We start from the raw sequence: 16,249 nt of genomic DNA, 5'->3' as shown, positions 1-16,249 counted from the left end.
CTTCGGCTTGTTCGGCGGCCAGGCGTGCAGCCTCGGCTTCCGCGGCGGCGATACGTTCGGCTTCCAGACGCGCCGCTTCTTCCGCGGCCAAACGCTCGGCTTCCGCCTGCTCGGCGGCAACACGCTCGGCCTCGGCCTGCTGCGCGTGACGCGCGGCATCGGCGTCGCCGACCGACCCGGTGTCGATGAAGGGCAGATTGGCTTCGGGCAAGGCATCGCGCAGTGCCGCCATCCGTTCCGCCAGCGCGGCGAACATGGGCACCTGCGTCGGGCTTTCCTGCAGCGCACGGGTGGAGGCGCGCACCGCTTCGGCCACGGCGCCCAGCGCCGCGACGCCCTCGCTGCCGGCGACCGCATGGGCCGCCAGCAAGCGCTTCACATAACCCTCTGCGGGCGCTGTGAACGCAGTGACCGACGGCACTTCGGTCATCGCGAAGGCGCCGTTGAGGGTGTGGATTGCACGCACCAGCGCATCGCTGGCGATGGTGTCGCCGGTGCGCGCCTGTGCCAGCCACGCATCGACGGTTTCAAGGTGACCGCCAACCTCGGTGCCGAGAATCTCCAGCAGCACTGGATCGACCGCAACCACCCGCGTGTCGGCCGCGGCGGCTGGCTCGTCCGCGGTACCGGCCTGCGCCGGTTCCGGCTGCGCGGCCTGGGCGATCGGCGGCGCCGACATCAATACATCTTCGCCGGCGGCCAGACGATCGGCGATGGCTTCCATCGCCGGGATATCGGTGGTGACCGCGCCTTCGCCGCGCAGCGCTGCATGCAGCTGCGGCAGCACGCCGCGGGCCTGGCCGACGTACGCGACCACGGCGTGGCTGGCCGGGCGCGAGCCGTCCAGCACGCGGTTGAGCATGTTCTCGACGTGCCAGGCGAACTCTCCCAGCACCTTGGCACCGACCAGCCGGCCGCTGCCCTTCAGGGTGTGGAACACGCGGCGGATCGGGCGCAACGTGTCGCCATCGTCCGGCGTCAGCTTCCAGGTCGGCAGCAGGCCGTCCAGGTTGTTGATCTCGTCCTCGAACTCCTCGAGGAAGATCTCGCGGATCTCGTCGTCGATCTCGTCGCCGGCCGATTCAAAGCCGGCCGCCATCGCCACCGCGGCAGGGGCGACGCTGACCGCCACTTCGGCGGGCGCGGCAACCGGATCTTCCTCGGCAACGATTTCGCCCTGCGCCTCAACTGCCGTCCCGTCAGCGACGGCTTCCGGCACCGGCTCGGCGACCTCTTCAGCGGGCGCGGGCAGATCGGCCGGCGCCTTGTTCACGACGGGGGCAGCTTCCGGCAGCGGCCAGTAGCGCAGCGCCTCCAGGCTGACACGAGTCTTGTCCAGCAGGTCCTGGCGCTGGCCGTGCGGATCGTGCAGGGTCTCGAGGAAATACTCCATGCTGGACAGCGCGTCCGCCAGCGTATCGAGCTGGCGTCCGCCCGGCACCTGCGCGCGCTCGATCAGCTCGACCTGACTGTAGCGGCGCAGCGCTTCCAGGTAGTCGGCCGGTTCCGGGCGCTCCAGCATCCGCATCGCCCCGGCCACTTCGGCCAGCAGGCGGGGCACGGATTCCAGCGCGGAATGGCTCCAGTCGGTTTCGACGAAGGCCACGAACGCGTTGCGCACTTCGGCGAAATTGGTCACCGCGGCACGGGTCAGCGCGCCCATGACCTTGCGCGATTCTTGCGCCAGCAGGTCACCGGCGTCACCCTCGGTGCTGCCGCTGCCGAGCTGGGCGACCTGGTCGTCCAGCGAGTGGTCGATGTAGAGCAGCGCGCCCGCCACTTCCAGCAAGTCGTTCTCCGCCTGCGGCCGCAGGCCGCTGGCGATGTCATGGACGATCCGGCGCTGTTCCTGTACCACCCTGCGGGCGCTGTCCAGCCCGAGCATTCCCAGAGTGTCGCCGATCCGGTCCAGCGCTTCGGCCTGCGGCTGCAGTTCCTGCACGTTGTCGCGGCTGCCGCGCAGGTGCAGGTCGAGTGCGTCCTTGACCTTGAGCAGGTCTTCCTTGATCGCCGTGGACACGGTGTCCAGCAGCGCGCGGTTGCGTCCGGCCAGGCTGCCGCGGGCGTGCTCGAGTTCGGCTTCAGTCGGTGCGTCCAGCAGGCTCGGCAACGCTTCCTGCCCCAGCGCGGGAACGCCGCGCGCGGCACGCAGTTCGTTGATCAGCGGCAGCAGCACGATCGGAATGTCGCGGTGACCGCCCTGCAGTCGCTCCAGGTAGTCGGGCAGCTGCACCATGCCGCGCATCAGCACGGCCAGCGCTTCGTCGCGGTCGGCGGTGGCATCTGCGCGCAGCGAGTCCGCGAGCTGCTCCATCTCGCCGGCCACCATCGCCGGGGCCTGCAGCTCCAGCATCTGCAGGGTGCCCTGCACCTGATGCAGGTGGCCCATGCAGGTTTCCATGGGCAGCGGATCGCCGGGGTTTTCGGCGAAGCCTTCGAGCTCGATCCGCGCCTGGCGCAGGGTCTCGTCGATCTCCGGCTTCACCCAGCCCAGCGCGGTGTGGTCGATGGCATCCTGCAACGCCGTGGTCATGGCGCGGCTCCGTCACGGCCCGGCGATGCGGGGCTGGCCTGGAGGGTGTTGTTCATCCCGATCCCTGTGTTCCGGCCGGCGTCAGGCGGGCAGCTTGAAGTCGGCGACCGAACGACGCAGGTCGGCGGCGAGCTGGGCCAGGTTGCCGATCGACTCGGCGGTCTGGCTGGCGCCCTGCGAGGTCTGCGCGGTGATCGACTGGATGGTGTTCATGGTCTGGGTGATGTTGGAGGCCGCGTTGGACTGCTCCTGCGCCGCCACCGAGATGCCTTCAATCAGGCCCGACAGGTCGGACGACACCTTTTCGATCTCGCCCAGCGCGGTGCCCGCGTCCTCGGCGAGGCGCGCGCCTGCGACCACTTCCGAGGTCGTCTGTTCCATCGACGACACCGCTTCGTTGGTATCGGCCTGAATGGTCTGGACCAGCGACTCGATGCGCTTGGTCGCGCTGGAGCTGCGTTCCGCCAGTCGCTGCACTTCGTCGGCCACCACCGCGAACCCGCGGCCTGCCTCGCCGGCCGAGGCCGCCTGAATGGCCGCGTTCAGCGCCAGGATGTTGGTCTGTTCGGAAATGTCGTTGATCAGCTCCACGATCGAGCCGATTTCCTGCGAGCTTTCGCCCAGGCGCTTGATGCGCTTGGAGGTTTCCTGAATCTGGTCGCGGATGCTGTCCATGCCGGCGATGGTCTGGCGCACCACGCCGGCGCCGTTGGTCGCGATCTGCACCGAGCGGCGCGCCACCTCGGCGGAGTCCGCGGAGTTGCGCGACACCTGGTTAATGCTGGAGGCGATCTCGTTGATGCGGTCGGTGGCGGAGTTGATCTCCTGCGCCTGGTGCTCGGCGGCGTCGGCCAGGTGCATGGCGGTGGCCTGGGTTTCCTGCGCGCTGGCCGCGACCTGCACCGAGGTGTCGTTGATGGTCGCCACCAGGGTGCGCAGCTGTTCCACCGCGAAGTTGATCGAGTCCGCGATCGCGCCGGTCATGTCCTCGGTCACGGTCGCCTTCACGGTCAGGTCGCCTTCCGCGAGCGAGCCCATTTCGTCCAGCAGGCGCATGATCGCCTCCTGGTTGCGGTCGTTGAGTTCCTTGGTGGTCTGGTAGCGGACGCGCTGGGCGCGGTTCAGGGCCCACAGCAGGCCGACGATGGAGAACAGCGCCAGCACGCCGGACAGGATGCTGACCCAGACGCCGCCGATGATGCTGGTGTCCTTCAGCGAACCGAACTGGGTGAACGACGAGAACAGGCTCTCGCTGTCGGTCAGCAGCTTGTCGGAGCCGCTGGCCAGCGCGGACGCCGAGGTCTGCGCGCCGATCAGCTTGCGCGAGTCGCCGACGATCGCGTCGAGGTCCTTCTTCATGCCCTGCCACAGGGTGTTGGACTGATTGAGCGGGCCGATCGCGCCTGCCGCGCTGACCTTGACGATGTCGCCGCTGCCGTTGATCAACGCGTTCATCTGCCGGTCGAACACCGCCGCGTCGCGGCCCAGCGCGTTCGCCGCCACCTGCGCGCCGTCGCCGCCCGCACGCAGCTCGGCGATGCGCTGCGCCATGCGCGAGCTGATGTTGGCCTGCTGCAGCGCCGCGCTCACCTGCGCGGAATTGGCACCGCCGGAGACCAGGCCGCGCAGCACTTCGTACAGCTGCGCCTGCAGCTGCGGCACCTTGTTGGTGAAGCTGTCGGCGCGGCCGGCCAGCGCCAGCACCGCTTGCTGAGAACCCAGCACTTCCTCGGCGCGCTTGGTCAGCGGATTCCAGGTCTCGGTGACCTTGCGGATCGGCGCGGCCACGTCGGCGGCGTCGCCGAAGCGGTCGTTCAGCCACTTGATGTCGCCGTCGATCTCTTCCTTGGTCGCCTTGAAGGATTCGAACGCCTGCACATTGCCGTCGATCGCTTCCCGGCCCTGGTTGGCCAGACGCTGCGAGTTCAGCTGCAGGCGCGAGGCCGCCGAGCTGGCGCCGCCGAGACGCGAGGCCTTGGTGGTGGCGTACAGGGTGTTGCCGGCGAACACCACCAGCGAGCCGATCAGCAGCCAGATCCAGAAGTTGGTGCTGAGATTGCGGCCCTTGCCGGCGGCGGAATCCATCAAATTGCTCATTGTGCGACCTCGGCTTACTTCGGTGTTCCGCGTTTAGGCGGCGGCTTGTCGGAATTCGGGGGTGCGGGCCAGGCGCTCGAGGCTGAACACGCCCCAGTCCTGCCCGTTCATGCGGTAGGCGCGATCGACGAAATGGGCATAGCGTCCGTCCGCCAGCGCCTCGGCATCGATGCCCTGTTCGTCGATGAAGCTGCGCTGGCCGTACAGCTCGTCGATGGTGACGGCGACGTCGCCACCGGGCTGGCGCACCACCAGCACGCGCTGGCGCTCGTGCAGCACGGTGCGCTCGCCGTCGAGGAACTGCTTGAGGTCGACCACCGGCAGCAATGCGCCGCGGATGTTGGCCACGCCCATCATCCACGGCTGCGCGCCGGGGACGTGCGTCAATGCCGGCATCGGCAGGATTTCCACCACTTCGTCGAAACCGGATGCCAGTCGGTGGCCGCCGACGCGATAGGCCACGCCGCGCCACAGACCGGGCGCGTCCAGCTGCTCCGGCAGGCCGGCAACGTGGGCCAGGCTGCGCTGCTCGTAGTCGGCCAGCACCAGGAACGGCGAACGCCGCTCGCCGGTAGCCGGCTGCTGCACCCATTCGGCAGCCGCCTGCTCGGCCTGCCCGGCCGCAGCGACGAATGCCTCCTGATGCCCGTCTGCCTCGGCGGATTCGAGCGCTTCGGCGGGTTGTTCCGCTTCGCCGTCCGCATCCTCGTCCACGTCGACATCTCCGGCGGTGGCCAGAACCGTGGCCGCCGGCATCCCGGCGGACTGCTGCGGACGGAACTTGTGCTTGTGCTTGCCGCGCTTGGCCATGGCTCAGCGCCCGAGCAGCGCGTCGATGCGCGCGACCAGTTCGCTTTCGCGCGGCGGCTTGGCGATGTAGTCCCGCGCGCCCTGACGCATGCCCCAGACGCGGTCGGTTTCCTGACCCTTCGTACTGACGATGATGACTGGAATGTGGCTGGTGTCGGCGTCGCGGGTCAATGCGCGGGTCGCCTGGAAGCCGTTCATGCCGGGCAGGATGATGTCCATCAGGACCAGGTCGGGCTTGTCGCGCTTGCAGCTGGCGATGCCGTCCTCCGCGTTGGCGGAGGTGGTGACCTGGTGGCCGTTGCGTTCCAGCAACTGAACCATGACCGCGGCTTCGGTCGGCGAATCCTCGATCAGCAGAATGCGTGCCATTGGTGCCTTACCCCCCCGGTCAGGCGTTGACGTACGTGCGGATGGCGCCAAGCAATTCTTCCCGCGTGAACGGCTTGGTCAGGTATTGCTCGGAGCCGACAATACGGCCTCGGGCCTTGTCGAACAAACCGTCCTTGGATGAAAGCATGATCACCGGCACGCTTTTGAACGTCTGGTTGTTCTTGATCAGCGCGCAGGTCTGATAGCCGTCCAGCCGCGGCATCATGATATCCACGAAGATGATCTGGGGGGCATGATCGGCGATCTTCGACAGCGCCTCGAAGCCGTCGGTCGCGGTGACGACCTCGCAGCCTTCGCGCACGAGCAACGTCTCCGCCGTGCGGCGGATCGTCCTGGAATCATCGATGACCATCACCCTCAAACCCTTGAGGCCGATGCCGGAATCGTCCTGCAGCGCCATGTAGTCCCCTTGCGCGATTGCCAACCGCCGCGTCTGCGCGCGTTGCGGACTACCTTTATCCAAGCCCGCGCGCGATGTGTCAAGCACCGCAATACCCGTGCGGATGGGTGGGCGTCGGTGCCTGCTACCATCCGCGCATCCCGCCCACGGATGTGCAGATGACGGCAGCCGCACCGCTTGACGTGGTGGTCGTGATGGACCCGATCGGGTCCGTCAAGATCGCCAAGGACTCCACCTTCGCCATGCTGCTGGAAGCCCAGCGGCGCGGCCACCGGTTGCATTACGTCCGTCCCGGTGGACTGTCGGTGCGCGGCGCGCGCGCGGTGGCCGCGGCGGCCTCCCTGCAGGTGCGGGACGTGCCCGGCGACCATTTCTCGCTGACCGACTGGACCGAACTGGCGTTTGGTCCGGGTCAGGCAGTGCTGATGCGCACCGACCCACCGGTGGACGCGAACTACCTGCACGATACCCAGGTGCTGGACCTGGCGCGACTGCAGGGCGCGCTGGTGGTGAACGACCCGCGCGGCCTGCGCGATTTCAACGAGAAGCTGGCCGCGCTGCTGTTCCCGCAGTGCTGCCCGCCGACGCTGGTCAGCCGCGACGCCGCCGCGCTGAAGGCGTTCGTGGCCGAGCATGGGGAAGCCGTGCTGAAGCCGCTGGACGGCATGGGCGGGCGCTCGATCTTCCGCGCCCGCACAGGCGAAGCCAACCTCAACGTGATTCTGGAAACCCTGACCGACGGCGGCCGCCACCTGGCGATGGCGCAGCGCTACCTGCCGGAGATCGCGCAGGGCGACAAGCGCATCCTGCTGATCGACGGCGAACCGGTCGATTACTGCCTTGCCCGCATCCCGCAGGGCGACGAGTTCCGCGGCAACCTAGCCGCCGGTGGCCGCGGCGAAGGCCGCCCGCTGAGCGAGCGCGACCGTTGGATCGCCGCGCAGGTCGGCCCGGAGATGAAGCGGCGCGGGATGCTGTTCGTCGGCCTGGACGTGATCGGCGACTACCTCACCGAGGTCAACGTCACCAGCCCCACCTGCATACGCGAGCTGGACGCGCAGTTCGGGCTGAACATCGCCGCGCAGCTGTTCGAGCGCATCGAGGCGCTGGCCCGGCGCTGATGCCGGCAACCGTGGCCCCCGCCGTCCCCGCCCCGCCCCGCATCGGCGAAACCGAGCGGCTGCGCGCGACCTTCGTGCTGTCCGTGCTGCTGCACGCGATGGCGGTGTTCGGGGTCGGCTTCGCGATCGAGGACGAGGCGCCGCTGCTGCCGACGCTGGACGTGATCCAGACCCGCACGCAGACCCCATTGACCCCCGCGCAGGCGGACTTCCTCGCCCAGGCCAGCAACCAGGGTGGCGGCGAACATGAACGCAGCAGCCGCCCCAGCGCCCCGCAGGCCGGCCCGCTACCGCAGCCGAAGGACGGCCTGGCGCCGCGCCCGCTGCGCGCGCAGACGCCCGCGCCCAGTCCGCCGCCGGAGGCAAGGGTGGTGGCGTCGGCCAATGGCGAAACCGCCCTGCCGACCCCGCAGGCGCGCCCCGAAATCCCGCTGGACGACGCCGCGCGCGGGCGCGAGAAGATCGAGCGCGACATCGAGATGGCGCGGCTGGCAGCCGAGATCCAGCTGCGCTCGGTGGAATACGCCAAGCGCCCGAAGCGCAAGTTCGTCTCCGCCAGCACCCGCGAATACGCCTGGGCGCAGTACCTGCGCGGCTGGGTGGACCGGGTGGAGCGCGTCGGCAACCTGAACTATCCGGATGAGGCCCGCCGCCGCCGCATCGGCGGGTTGGTGGTGATCAGCGTGGGCGTGCGCCGCGACGGCAGCGTGGAAAGCGTGCGCATCATCCGCTCCAGCCGCATCCCGATGCTGGACGAGGCGGCGCTGCGCATCGTCAAGCTGTCGGAACCGTTCGCGCCGCTGCCGCAAAGCAACGAAGACCCGGACGTGCTGCACGTCACCCGCACTTGGCAGTTCATGCCCGGCGGCGAACTGATCGACCGCTGACCGCAGGCTAGCGGTACAGGCAGTCCACCAGCCGGTTTTCGGTCTCCACCAGCGCCTCCAGCCCTTTTTCCCAGACGCTGCCGGACTGCACCAGCGGCCCGTAGACGACACTGCCCTCGTCGCCACCCTGGGCGAGCGAGAAGTCCGATTCGACGATCTGGAAACGGCCATCGCCGGCCTCGAAACGCAGCCGGCTGCGCAGCGTCTGGGCGGAGAAACTGGCGCGGAAGCCGGTCTCCACGCTGGCCAGCAACAGGCCCTGCGCCGGATCGGCGGATTCGACGACCACACCGCCCTGCCTGGCAAGGCAGCTGCCCGCCATCTCCACCAGCTGCTCGCCGCTGCGCTGGATGGCGTACTGGGTGCCGCTCATGCGCAGGATCGGCCGGGCCTCATCGCCCGCGCCGAGTTCCAGCATGCGGCCATTGAACGGGACTTCTTCGGCCAACGCCGGCATCACGGCCAGCGCCGCGGCCAGCCACAGGATCCGCACCTTCACATTCACCCCTGTCTGGATGGAGCCTTCAGCGAGCATAGCCAAAAGCGCGGGCCGGCGGGGATGCCCCGCACCCGCCCGCGACGGCCAGGATTCAGCGGGTGATGCCCTGCGCCGCGCGCTCGGCGATGGTGAGGGCCACGTTGTTGCGCAGGTAGGCGGGCTCGATGCGTTCCGGCGCCAGCGCTTCGCCGCGCGCGAAGGCGAGCGCAGCCAGTGCGGCGACGTCCGCGGCGTGCGGCAGGGCGGCGGCATCCACGGCCACCAGCCGATCGCCGAATCTCGCCCGGAGCGCGCCATCGGCCGCGGCGAAGCCGGTGCCGGCGCCGTGCCAGCCGCTGCCATCCGGCAGCGCGGCGGCAGCCGGCGCCACCACGATTTCGTCGGCCAGCGCTCGCAGGCCGCCATCGGCTTCGCATGCGAACGCGCCCAGATAGACCTCGCCCATGCGCGCGTCGATGGCGGCGATGCGGCGCTCGCCGTCGGCTCGCATCGCCAGCGCCGCCAGCGTGGACACCGGCAGCACCGGCCGGTCCAGCCCGAGCGCGATGCCTTGGGCGATGGCGATGGCCAGGCGCACGCCGGTGAAGGCCCCGGGGCCGCGGCCCACCGCGATGGCATCCAGCTGCGAGCGCGACACGCCGGCCTCTGCCAGCAGCGCCTGCGCCCACGGCAGCGCCAGTTCGGTGTGCCGGCGCGGAGCGATTTCAAAGCGTTCGTGCACCTGGCCATCGACGAACACGGCGACCGAGCAGGCCTCAGTGGAGGTTTCGAAAGCGAGCAGTCTCATCGTTCAATTATCCGCGAAGAACGCCTGCACATCCTTCACCTCACGGGTGATCGGCAGCGGCGGCAGCGACTCCAGGAAGGTCCGGCCATAGGTTTTCCCCAGCAGGCGCGGGTCGCACAGCACCAGCACGCCGCGGTCGGTTTCGGTGCGGATCAGCCGGCCGGCGCCCTGCTTGAGCGCGATCACAGCCTGCGGCAGCTGTTCGTCGCGGAACGGATTGCCGCCGGCACGGCGGATCGCGTCCAGCCGCGCCTCGAACACCGGGTCGTCCGGCGCGGCGAACGGCAATTTGTCGATGACAACCACGCTCAATGCATCGCCGGCCACGTCCACCCCTTCGCGGAAGCTGGCGGTGCCCAGCAGCACGCCGTTGCCGGACTCGCGGAAGCGCTGCAGCAGCACGTGGCGCGGCTCGCTGCCCTGCACGAACAGCGGCCACGGGCCGCCCTGCAGTGCCTCGGCGGCTTCGCGCAGCGCGCGGTGCGAGGCGAACAGCAGGAACGCGCGGCCGCCGGAGGCTTCCAGCACCGGACGCAACGATTCCAGCAGGGCCATTCCAAAGTCGCGTGACGCCGGCTCCGGCAGGCCCTTCGGCAGGTAGCACAGCGCCTGCCGGTCCCAGTCGAACGGGCTGGGCTCGAGCAGTTCGCGGGCGTGCTCGACGCCGAGGCGCTGGGCGACGTGGTCGAAGCGCCCGGCCACCGCCAGCGTCGCCGAAGTGAACACCCAGGCCGCGTTCGAGGCCTCGCGATGGGCGCGCAGCGGCGCCGCCACGTCCAGCGGGGTGCGCTGCAGGCGAAAGCCGCGTGGGGTGAGTTCGTACCAGTGCACCGAAACGGTGTCGGGAACAGCTGGACCGTGAAAAGCGGGGTCGGAGTCGACTTTCAGGGAATCATTCGTCGGTGCCGACGGGGTGGAATCGAAAGTCGACTCCGCCCCCGCTTTCCTTTCCTCGCCCAGCCAGCGCTGCAGCCGGCCCAGCTGGTCCTGCGCGCGCACGTGGCAGGCGTCGAAGCCCGGCGCGGCCTGGCGCAGCGGCGCCACCACGTCGCCCAGCGCCGTCAGCGACTGCACCAGGGCGTGGAAGGCCGGCTCGATGTCTACTTCGCCCAGCGCCCGCCAGGCGGTGCCGCGCAGCGGCAGGTTGTCCATCGCCGCACGCAGCGCGCGGGTGGCGGCTTCAAGCGCCCGTGCCGGCTCCTGCACCGCGGCCAGGGCGCCCGGCACCTCCTTGCACTCGGACACCGCATCGCGCGCCAGTTCCACCAGCGGGCGCGCGCCCAGTCCTTCGCCGAAAAACTGCGCGGCCAACTCCGGCAGCTGGTGTGCCTCATCGACGATGAACGCCTGCGCGCCCGGCAGGATTTCGCCGAACCCTTCCTGCTTCAGCGCCAGGTCGGCCAGCAGCAGGTGGTGGTTGACCACCACCAGATCGGCCGCCTGCGCGCGCTGGCGCGCCTGCACCACGAAGCATTCGCTCCAGAACGGGCATTCGGTGCCCAGGCAGTTGTCGGCGGTGGAGGTGACCAGCGGCAGCAGCGGCGAATCCTCCGCCAGCAATTCCAGCTCCGCCATGTCGCCGCTGCGGGTGCGCCCGCTCCACGCCACCACGCGCTGGAACTGGCTGATCTGCTCGCGCGATGTGAAGCGCGGCTCGCCCCTGGCCTGCTCCATCCGGTAGCGGCACAGGTAGTTGGCGCGACCCTTCAGCAGCGCGGTCTTCAGGCCGATGCCCAGCGCGTCGCGCACCCGCGGCAAGTCGCGCAGGTAGAGCTGGTCCTGCAGCGCGCGGGTGCCGGTGCTGACGATGGTCTTCATCCCCGACAGCAGCGCCGGCACCAGGTAGGCGTAGGTCTTGCCGGTGCCGGTGCCGGCCTCGGCCAACAGCACCTCGCGACGTTCGAATGCATCCGCCACCGCCACCGCCAGCCGCTGCTGCGCCGGGCGCGGACGGAAACCGGGCAGCGCCTGCGCCAGCGCCGAATCTTCGCCCAGCGCGTCGCGCACGGCCCGGCCCAGCCGCGAGTCGGTAGCCGCCATCGGGCTCACTGCACCGGTCGCGGCGCCGGCGCGTCGGGCGGCGGCAGCTGCTTGGCCGGGTCGCCGCCACCGAAGAAATCACGGATCGCCTGGCCGGCGCGCTCGAGCGGATTCTGCGACCCGTCCGCAGGCGGCAGCGGGTTGCCGAATTCGTCCAGCTCCGGCGGCGGCACGTACGGGCAAGGCTGGTAGGGCGGCGCGTAACCGGCCACGAACGGCAGGTGACGCGCGCCGGGGCAGTCGCCGTCGGTGCTCTGACCGTCCAGCACCCAGCGCCAGTCGACGCCCTCGCTGGACAGCCGCAGCGGTGCGCTGGGCAGGCGCGCAAACATGTCCGACCACACCCGCATGCCACCGGTGGCGCCGTACAGGCCGGTGGACTTGTTCTGGTCGTTGCCCACCCAGACCACCGCCAGGTGGTCGCCGGTGTAGCCGGCGAACCAGCTGTCGCGGCCATCGTTGCTGGTACCGGTCTTGCCGGCCGCCGACAGCCGGCCAAGCCCGTCGCGCACCAGCGCGTTGCCGGTGCCGGATGTCACCGCGTACTGCAGCGCGCTGCCGACCAGCCGCGCTGCCACCGCGTCACCCTTCTGCGCCGGCGGGGCCTCGCTGTCGTAGCGCTTGATGGTGCGGCCCTGCGGATCCAGCACGCCGCGTACCGCATGCAGCGGCTGGATTTCGCCGCTGGAGGCAAGGAACTGGTACAGCTGGGCCATCGCGTACGGGCTCTGGTCGACCGCGCCGAGGATCAGCGACGGCTGCGCTTCGGATTCGATCCCGGCCAGGGTGCGGATCAGTGCCGCCAGCCGCTGCGGCTGCACCTCCATGCCCAGCCGCACCGTGGCCTGGTTGTAGCTCTGCGCCAGCGCATCCATCAGCCGCACGTTGCCGTGGCTGCGGCCATCGGAATTGCCGGGCTTCCAGTTGCGGCCGCGGCCGAGACCGACGGTTACCGGCGCATCGCTGATGATGCTGGCCAGCGACCATTTATCCGGCTGCGCCAGCGCCAGCAGATAGACGAAGGGTTTGAGCAGCGAGCCGACCGGGCGCCGCGCATCGACCGCGCGGTTGAAGCCGGGCTCGGTGAATTCGCGGCTGCCGACCACTGCCAGCACGTCGCCGTTGTGGACGTCGGTCACCACCAGCCCGGCCTGCAGCGGCGGCCGGCCCTTGGTCGACAGCGACTTGAGCGTCCGCGCCACCGCGCCTTCGGCATACCCCTGCGCGGCGGGCGCCATGCCGGTCATCACCGACAGCCCGGCGCCGGACAATTTGTCGGCCGGGTAGTCGCGCGCCAGCTGCTTGCGCACCAGGTCCACGTAGGCGGGAAAGCGGTTGGCGGCCAGGTTGCCGGCGCTGGTGGTCACGCCCAGCGGCGCCTTCACCGCGCGGCGGTACTCGGCGTCGTCGATCAGGCCGGTTTCGTGCATCTCGCCCAGCACGAAGTTGCGGCGCTCCAGCGCGCGCTCCGGGTTGCGCCGCGGGTTGTACCAGGACGGCCCCTTGACCATGCCGATCAGCAAAGCGGTCTGCTCGGAGGAGAGGTCCTTGAGCTCGCGCCCGAACCAGAACTCGGAGGCCGCGGCCACTCCGCGTATCGCCTGCGCGCCGCGCTGGCCCAGGTCGACCTGGTTGAAATAGGCCTCGAGGATGGTGCGCTTGTCGTAGCGCGCCTCCAGCAGCAGGGCGAACAGGATTTCCTTGACCTTGCGGGTGTAGGTCTGCTCCTTGCCGATGCCGAGCAGGCCGCTGCGCGCCAGCTGCTGGGTCAGGGTGCTGGCGCCCTGGCGGGTGTCGCCGCCGGAGCGCACGTTGACGAACACCGCGCGCAGCATGCCGCTGACATCGATGCCGATGTGGTGGTTGAAGTCGCGGTCCTCGACCGCCTGCAAGCCGGTGACCAGCAGTTCCGGCACTTCCTCGATCCGCACCAGCCGGCGCTCTTCCTGGTTTTGCCCGTACAGGGTGGCGATACGGGCGGGATCGAGGCGCGCGCTGCGCAGGGCGCGCTTGGCCTGGGCGTCGCGGATCGCCGCCACCCGGCCGCTGGAGAGGGTCACTTCCAGCACTGCCGGCGCCACCCGCCCGTCGACGTCGTTGTAGCCGCGGCTGGAGATGCGCCAGCGCGCGCCGTTGCGGGCGTAGCTGCCTGCGCGGCGGCCGTCGCCGTCGCGATAGGAGGCCGCATCCAGTTCGGTCTTCAGGGTCTGCGCGTCCATCGCCACGCCCTGACGCAGCACCAGCGGACGCGCGTACACGCGGGTCGGCACCTGCCAGCGCAGCTTGCCGAAGCGCTCGCCAACCTGGTGGTTGAGATACAGCAGGTAGGGGATCAGGAAGCCCAGCAGCAGCGCCGCCGCGGCCAGCCCCCAGGTCAGCAGGCGCCGGCGCCAGCCGGACCCGCCGCCGCCCGCATCGCCACCATCGTCCTTTTCGTACAGCTCGTCTTCTTCGTCTTGGATGCGGGGCATTGGCTGGCGGTCGGCCGCTGGATGCGACAATGGCGTTGGCCCCGAGTCTAGCGCAGCCGCCTGCGCGGCCATGTGCGGATTTCCCCGATTCTTGTGCAGGAGTTCAGCCGCATGCCCGTCCCCGTCGAAGCGCGCTTCTGGATCCTGCGCGCGCTCGGCCTGTGGCGACGCGGTTGGGCCAGCCTGCGCAGCCGCGGACCGGCCGCCACTTGGCGCCGGCTGGCGCTGCAGTTCCGGCGCGCGCCCGCCAGCGCCCGCGCGCTGTACCTGCCGCCAGCGGCGCCGTTCGCGCCGTTCACGCTGCCGACCGCGGAAACGCCGCGGGCCAGCATCGTGATCCCGGTTTACGGCGCGTTCGCACACACGCTGGCCTGCCTGCGCGTGATCGCCGCGCATCCGCCGCTTGCGCCGTTCGAAGTGATCGTGGTGGACGATGCCTCGCCCGACGATTCGCTGGAAAGGCTGCGCGCCATCGGCGGCCTGCGCGTGCATGCACGGCCGGCCAACGGCGGTTTCATTGCCGCCTGCAACGACGGCGCGGCGCTGGCTCGCGGCGAGTATCTGGTGTTCCTGAACAACGACACCGTGCCGCAGCCGGGCTGGCTGGACGCACTGCTGGCCACCTTCGGAACCGTCGCGGACGCCGGGTTGGTGGGCGCCAGGTTGGTCTATCCGGATGGCCGCCTGCAGGAGGCCGGCGGGGTGGTATTCGCCGACGGCAGCGGCTGGAACTACGGCCGTTTCGATGACCCGAACGGCTGTCGCTACGGCTACCTGCGCGACGCCGACTATCTCAGCGGCGCCGCGGTCGCGATCCCGCGTGCGCTGTTCCAGCGTCTTGGCGGCTTCGACACCCGCTATGCGCCGGCCTACTACGAAGACACCGACCTCGCCTTCGCGGTGCGCGCCGCCGGCCTGCGCACGCTGTACCAGCCGGCGGCGACGGTGGTCCACGACGAAGGCACGAGCTCCGGCACCGACACCGCCAGCGGCCCGAAGGCAGCGCAGCTGCGCAACCAGAAGGTGTTCGCGGAAAAATGGCGTGATGCGCTGCAACGGCAGCTGCCTGCGGGCACCGAGCCGACGCCGGCGCTGCTGCATCGCAGCCAGCAGCAGGTGCTGCTCATCGACGCCCTGACCCCGCAGCCCGACCGCGACTCCGGCTCGCTGCGGCTGGTGGAATTGATGCGGCTGCTGATCGAAGAAGGCGCGCACGTGGTGTTCCTGCCCGCTGGCGGCAAGCCGGACGGCGGCTACACCCGCGCCTTGCAGGCGCTGGGGGTGGAGTGCTGGCACGCACCGGAGGCGGCGCGGCTGCCGGCATGGCTGCGCGAACACGGGCAGCGCTTCCACGCGGCGATGGTCAGCCGCCACTACATCGCCCGCGAATGTTTCCCGCTGCTGCGCCGGCACGCGCCGCAGGCGCGGCTGCTGTTCGACACCGTCGACCTGCACTACCTGCGCGAGCGCCGCGCCGCCGAACTGACCGGCGACGCCGCCGCCCTGCGCGCCGCCGACCGCACCCGCGCGCTGGAGCTGGCGCTGATCAACGAAGCCGATGCCAGCCTCGTGGTCAGCGCGATGGAGCGCGCGCTGCTGGCGCAGGACGCGCCCGGCGCGCGCGTCGAGATCCTGTCCAACCTGCACCAGCCGGCCCCGCCCGGTCCCGGCTTCGCCAGCCGCCGCGACCTGCTGTTCGTCGGCGGCTTCCGCCATCCGCCGAACGCGGATGGGGTGCAGTGGTTCGTCGAAGCGGTGTTCCCGCGGCTGCGCGCCACGCGTCCGGACATCGCCTTCCACTGCATCGGTGGCGATGTCCCCGAGGCGATCGCGCGGCTGGGCAGCGCTGCCGGCGTGCATGTCCACGGCCATGTACCGGACCTGCAGCCCTGGCTGGACGGCTGCCGCATTTCGGTGGCGCCGCTGCGGTTCGGCGCCGGCGTCAAGGGCAAGGTGAACCAGGCGATGGCGCACGGCCTGCCGGTGGTCGCCACCGGCTGCGCGGTGGAAGGCATGCATCTGCGCGAGGGCGATGACGTGCTGGTGGCCGACGAGGCCGAGGCATTCGCGCGGGAGCTGCTGCGGCTGTACGACGATGAGGCGCTGTGGTTGCGCCTGGCCGCAAACGGCCGCGCCAACGTGGCCCGCCATTTTTCCGCCGACGCCGCGCGCGCGGTGGTGCGGTCGCTGTTCCTGGACTGAAGCGGGCCCGGT

General features: G+C 70.2%; 12 protein-coding genes. 3 read left to right on the top strand and 9 right to left on the bottom strand.

Features of this window, described 5'->3' with window-relative positions; translation table 11 throughout:
• The 5 genes from G582_RS18265 to pilG form a co-directional block, all read right to left on the bottom strand.
• On the bottom strand, positions 1-2,533 hold a 2,533-nt coding region (locus G582_RS18265; protein WP_211219388.1), incomplete at its 3' end, for an Hpt domain-containing protein.
• An 81-nt stretch (positions 2,534-2,614) separates the two neighbouring features.
• Positions 2,615-4,630, bottom strand: coding sequence for a methyl-accepting chemotaxis protein (locus tag G582_RS0113840; protein WP_028840320.1), 2,016 nt, complete (start codon positions 4,628-4,630; stop codon positions 2,615-2,617).
• A gap of 33 nt (positions 4,631-4,663) precedes the next feature.
• Entirely contained in the window at positions 4,664-5,218 is a 555-nt protein-coding gene (locus tag G582_RS0113835) for a chemotaxis protein CheW (protein ID WP_028840319.1), read from the bottom strand.
• A 225-nt stretch (positions 5,219-5,443) separates the two neighbouring features.
• Positions 5,444-5,809: a response regulator transcription factor gene (locus tag G582_RS0113830; RefSeq protein ID WP_028840318.1), complete on the bottom strand. Its 366-nt coding sequence runs from the start codon at positions 5,807-5,809 to the stop codon at positions 5,444-5,446.
• A 19-nt stretch (positions 5,810-5,828) separates the two neighbouring features.
• Positions 5,829-6,230: a twitching motility response regulator PilG gene (gene pilG / locus G582_RS0113825; RefSeq protein WP_028840317.1), complete on the bottom strand. Its 402-nt coding sequence runs from the start codon at positions 6,228-6,230 to the stop codon at positions 5,829-5,831.
• Between the two features lie 158 nt (positions 6,231-6,388).
• Here pilG and gshB point away from each other — a divergent pair, with 158 nt between their 5' ends.
• Positions 6,389-7,351 carry a glutathione synthase gene (gene gshB / locus G582_RS0113820; protein ID WP_038054369.1) on the top strand — a complete coding sequence of 321 codons (963 nt, stop codon included), beginning with the start codon at positions 6,389-6,391 and terminating at the stop codon, positions 7,349-7,351.
• Positions 7,351-8,238: an energy transducer TonB gene (locus G582_RS0113815; RefSeq protein WP_028840315.1), complete on the top strand. Its 888-nt coding sequence runs from the start codon at positions 7,351-7,353 to the stop codon at positions 8,236-8,238. Before gshB ends, G582_RS0113815 begins: the two co-directional genes overlap by 1 nt.
• A gap of 7 nt (positions 8,239-8,245) precedes the next feature.
• Here the strand turns inward: G582_RS0113815 and G582_RS0113810 are convergent, their stop codons facing one another.
• The 4 genes from G582_RS0113810 to mrcB form a co-directional block, all read right to left on the bottom strand.
• A complete protein-coding gene (locus G582_RS0113810; RefSeq protein ID WP_156880571.1) occupies positions 8,246-8,737 on the bottom strand; it encodes a hypothetical protein in 492 nt (163 codons plus the stop codon).
• Positions 8,738-8,828: 91 nt separating this feature from the next.
• Positions 8,829-9,524 (bottom strand): tRNA (adenosine(37)-N6)-threonylcarbamoyltransferase complex dimerization subunit type 1 TsaB, encoded by a 696-nt coding sequence (gene tsaB, locus G582_RS0113805; RefSeq protein ID WP_028840313.1) that lies wholly within the window; start codon positions 9,522-9,524, stop codon positions 8,829-8,831.
• Positions 9,525-9,527: 3 nt separating this feature from the next.
• Positions 9,528-11,564, bottom strand: coding sequence for a DNA repair helicase YoaA (gene yoaA / locus G582_RS0113800; RefSeq protein ID WP_038054366.1), 2,037 nt, complete (start codon positions 11,562-11,564; stop codon positions 9,528-9,530).
• Positions 11,565-11,569: 5 nt separating this feature from the next.
• Complete coding sequence (gene mrcB, locus G582_RS0113795; protein ID WP_028840311.1) at positions 11,570-14,035, bottom strand: penicillin-binding protein 1B; 2,466 nt, start codon at positions 14,033-14,035, stop codon at positions 11,570-11,572.
• 111 nt (positions 14,036-14,146) lie between these two features.
• On the opposite strand from mrcB, the gene G582_RS0113790 reads away from it, so the two are divergent.
• The gene (locus G582_RS0113790) at positions 14,147-16,237 is read left to right on the top strand and encodes a glycosyltransferase (protein WP_028840310.1); all 2,091 of its coding nucleotides are present in this window, start codon (positions 14,147-14,149) and stop codon (positions 16,235-16,237) included.
• Positions 16,238-16,249: the final 12 nt, after the last annotated feature.

The organism is Thermomonas fusca DSM 15424 (assembly GCF_000423885.1).
Classification (GTDB): Bacteria; Pseudomonadota; Gammaproteobacteria; order Xanthomonadales; family Xanthomonadaceae; genus Thermomonas; species Thermomonas fusca.
The sequence above is the reverse complement of the archived record's forward strand: the minus strand, read 5'-3'. Positions and strand labels throughout refer to the sequence as shown.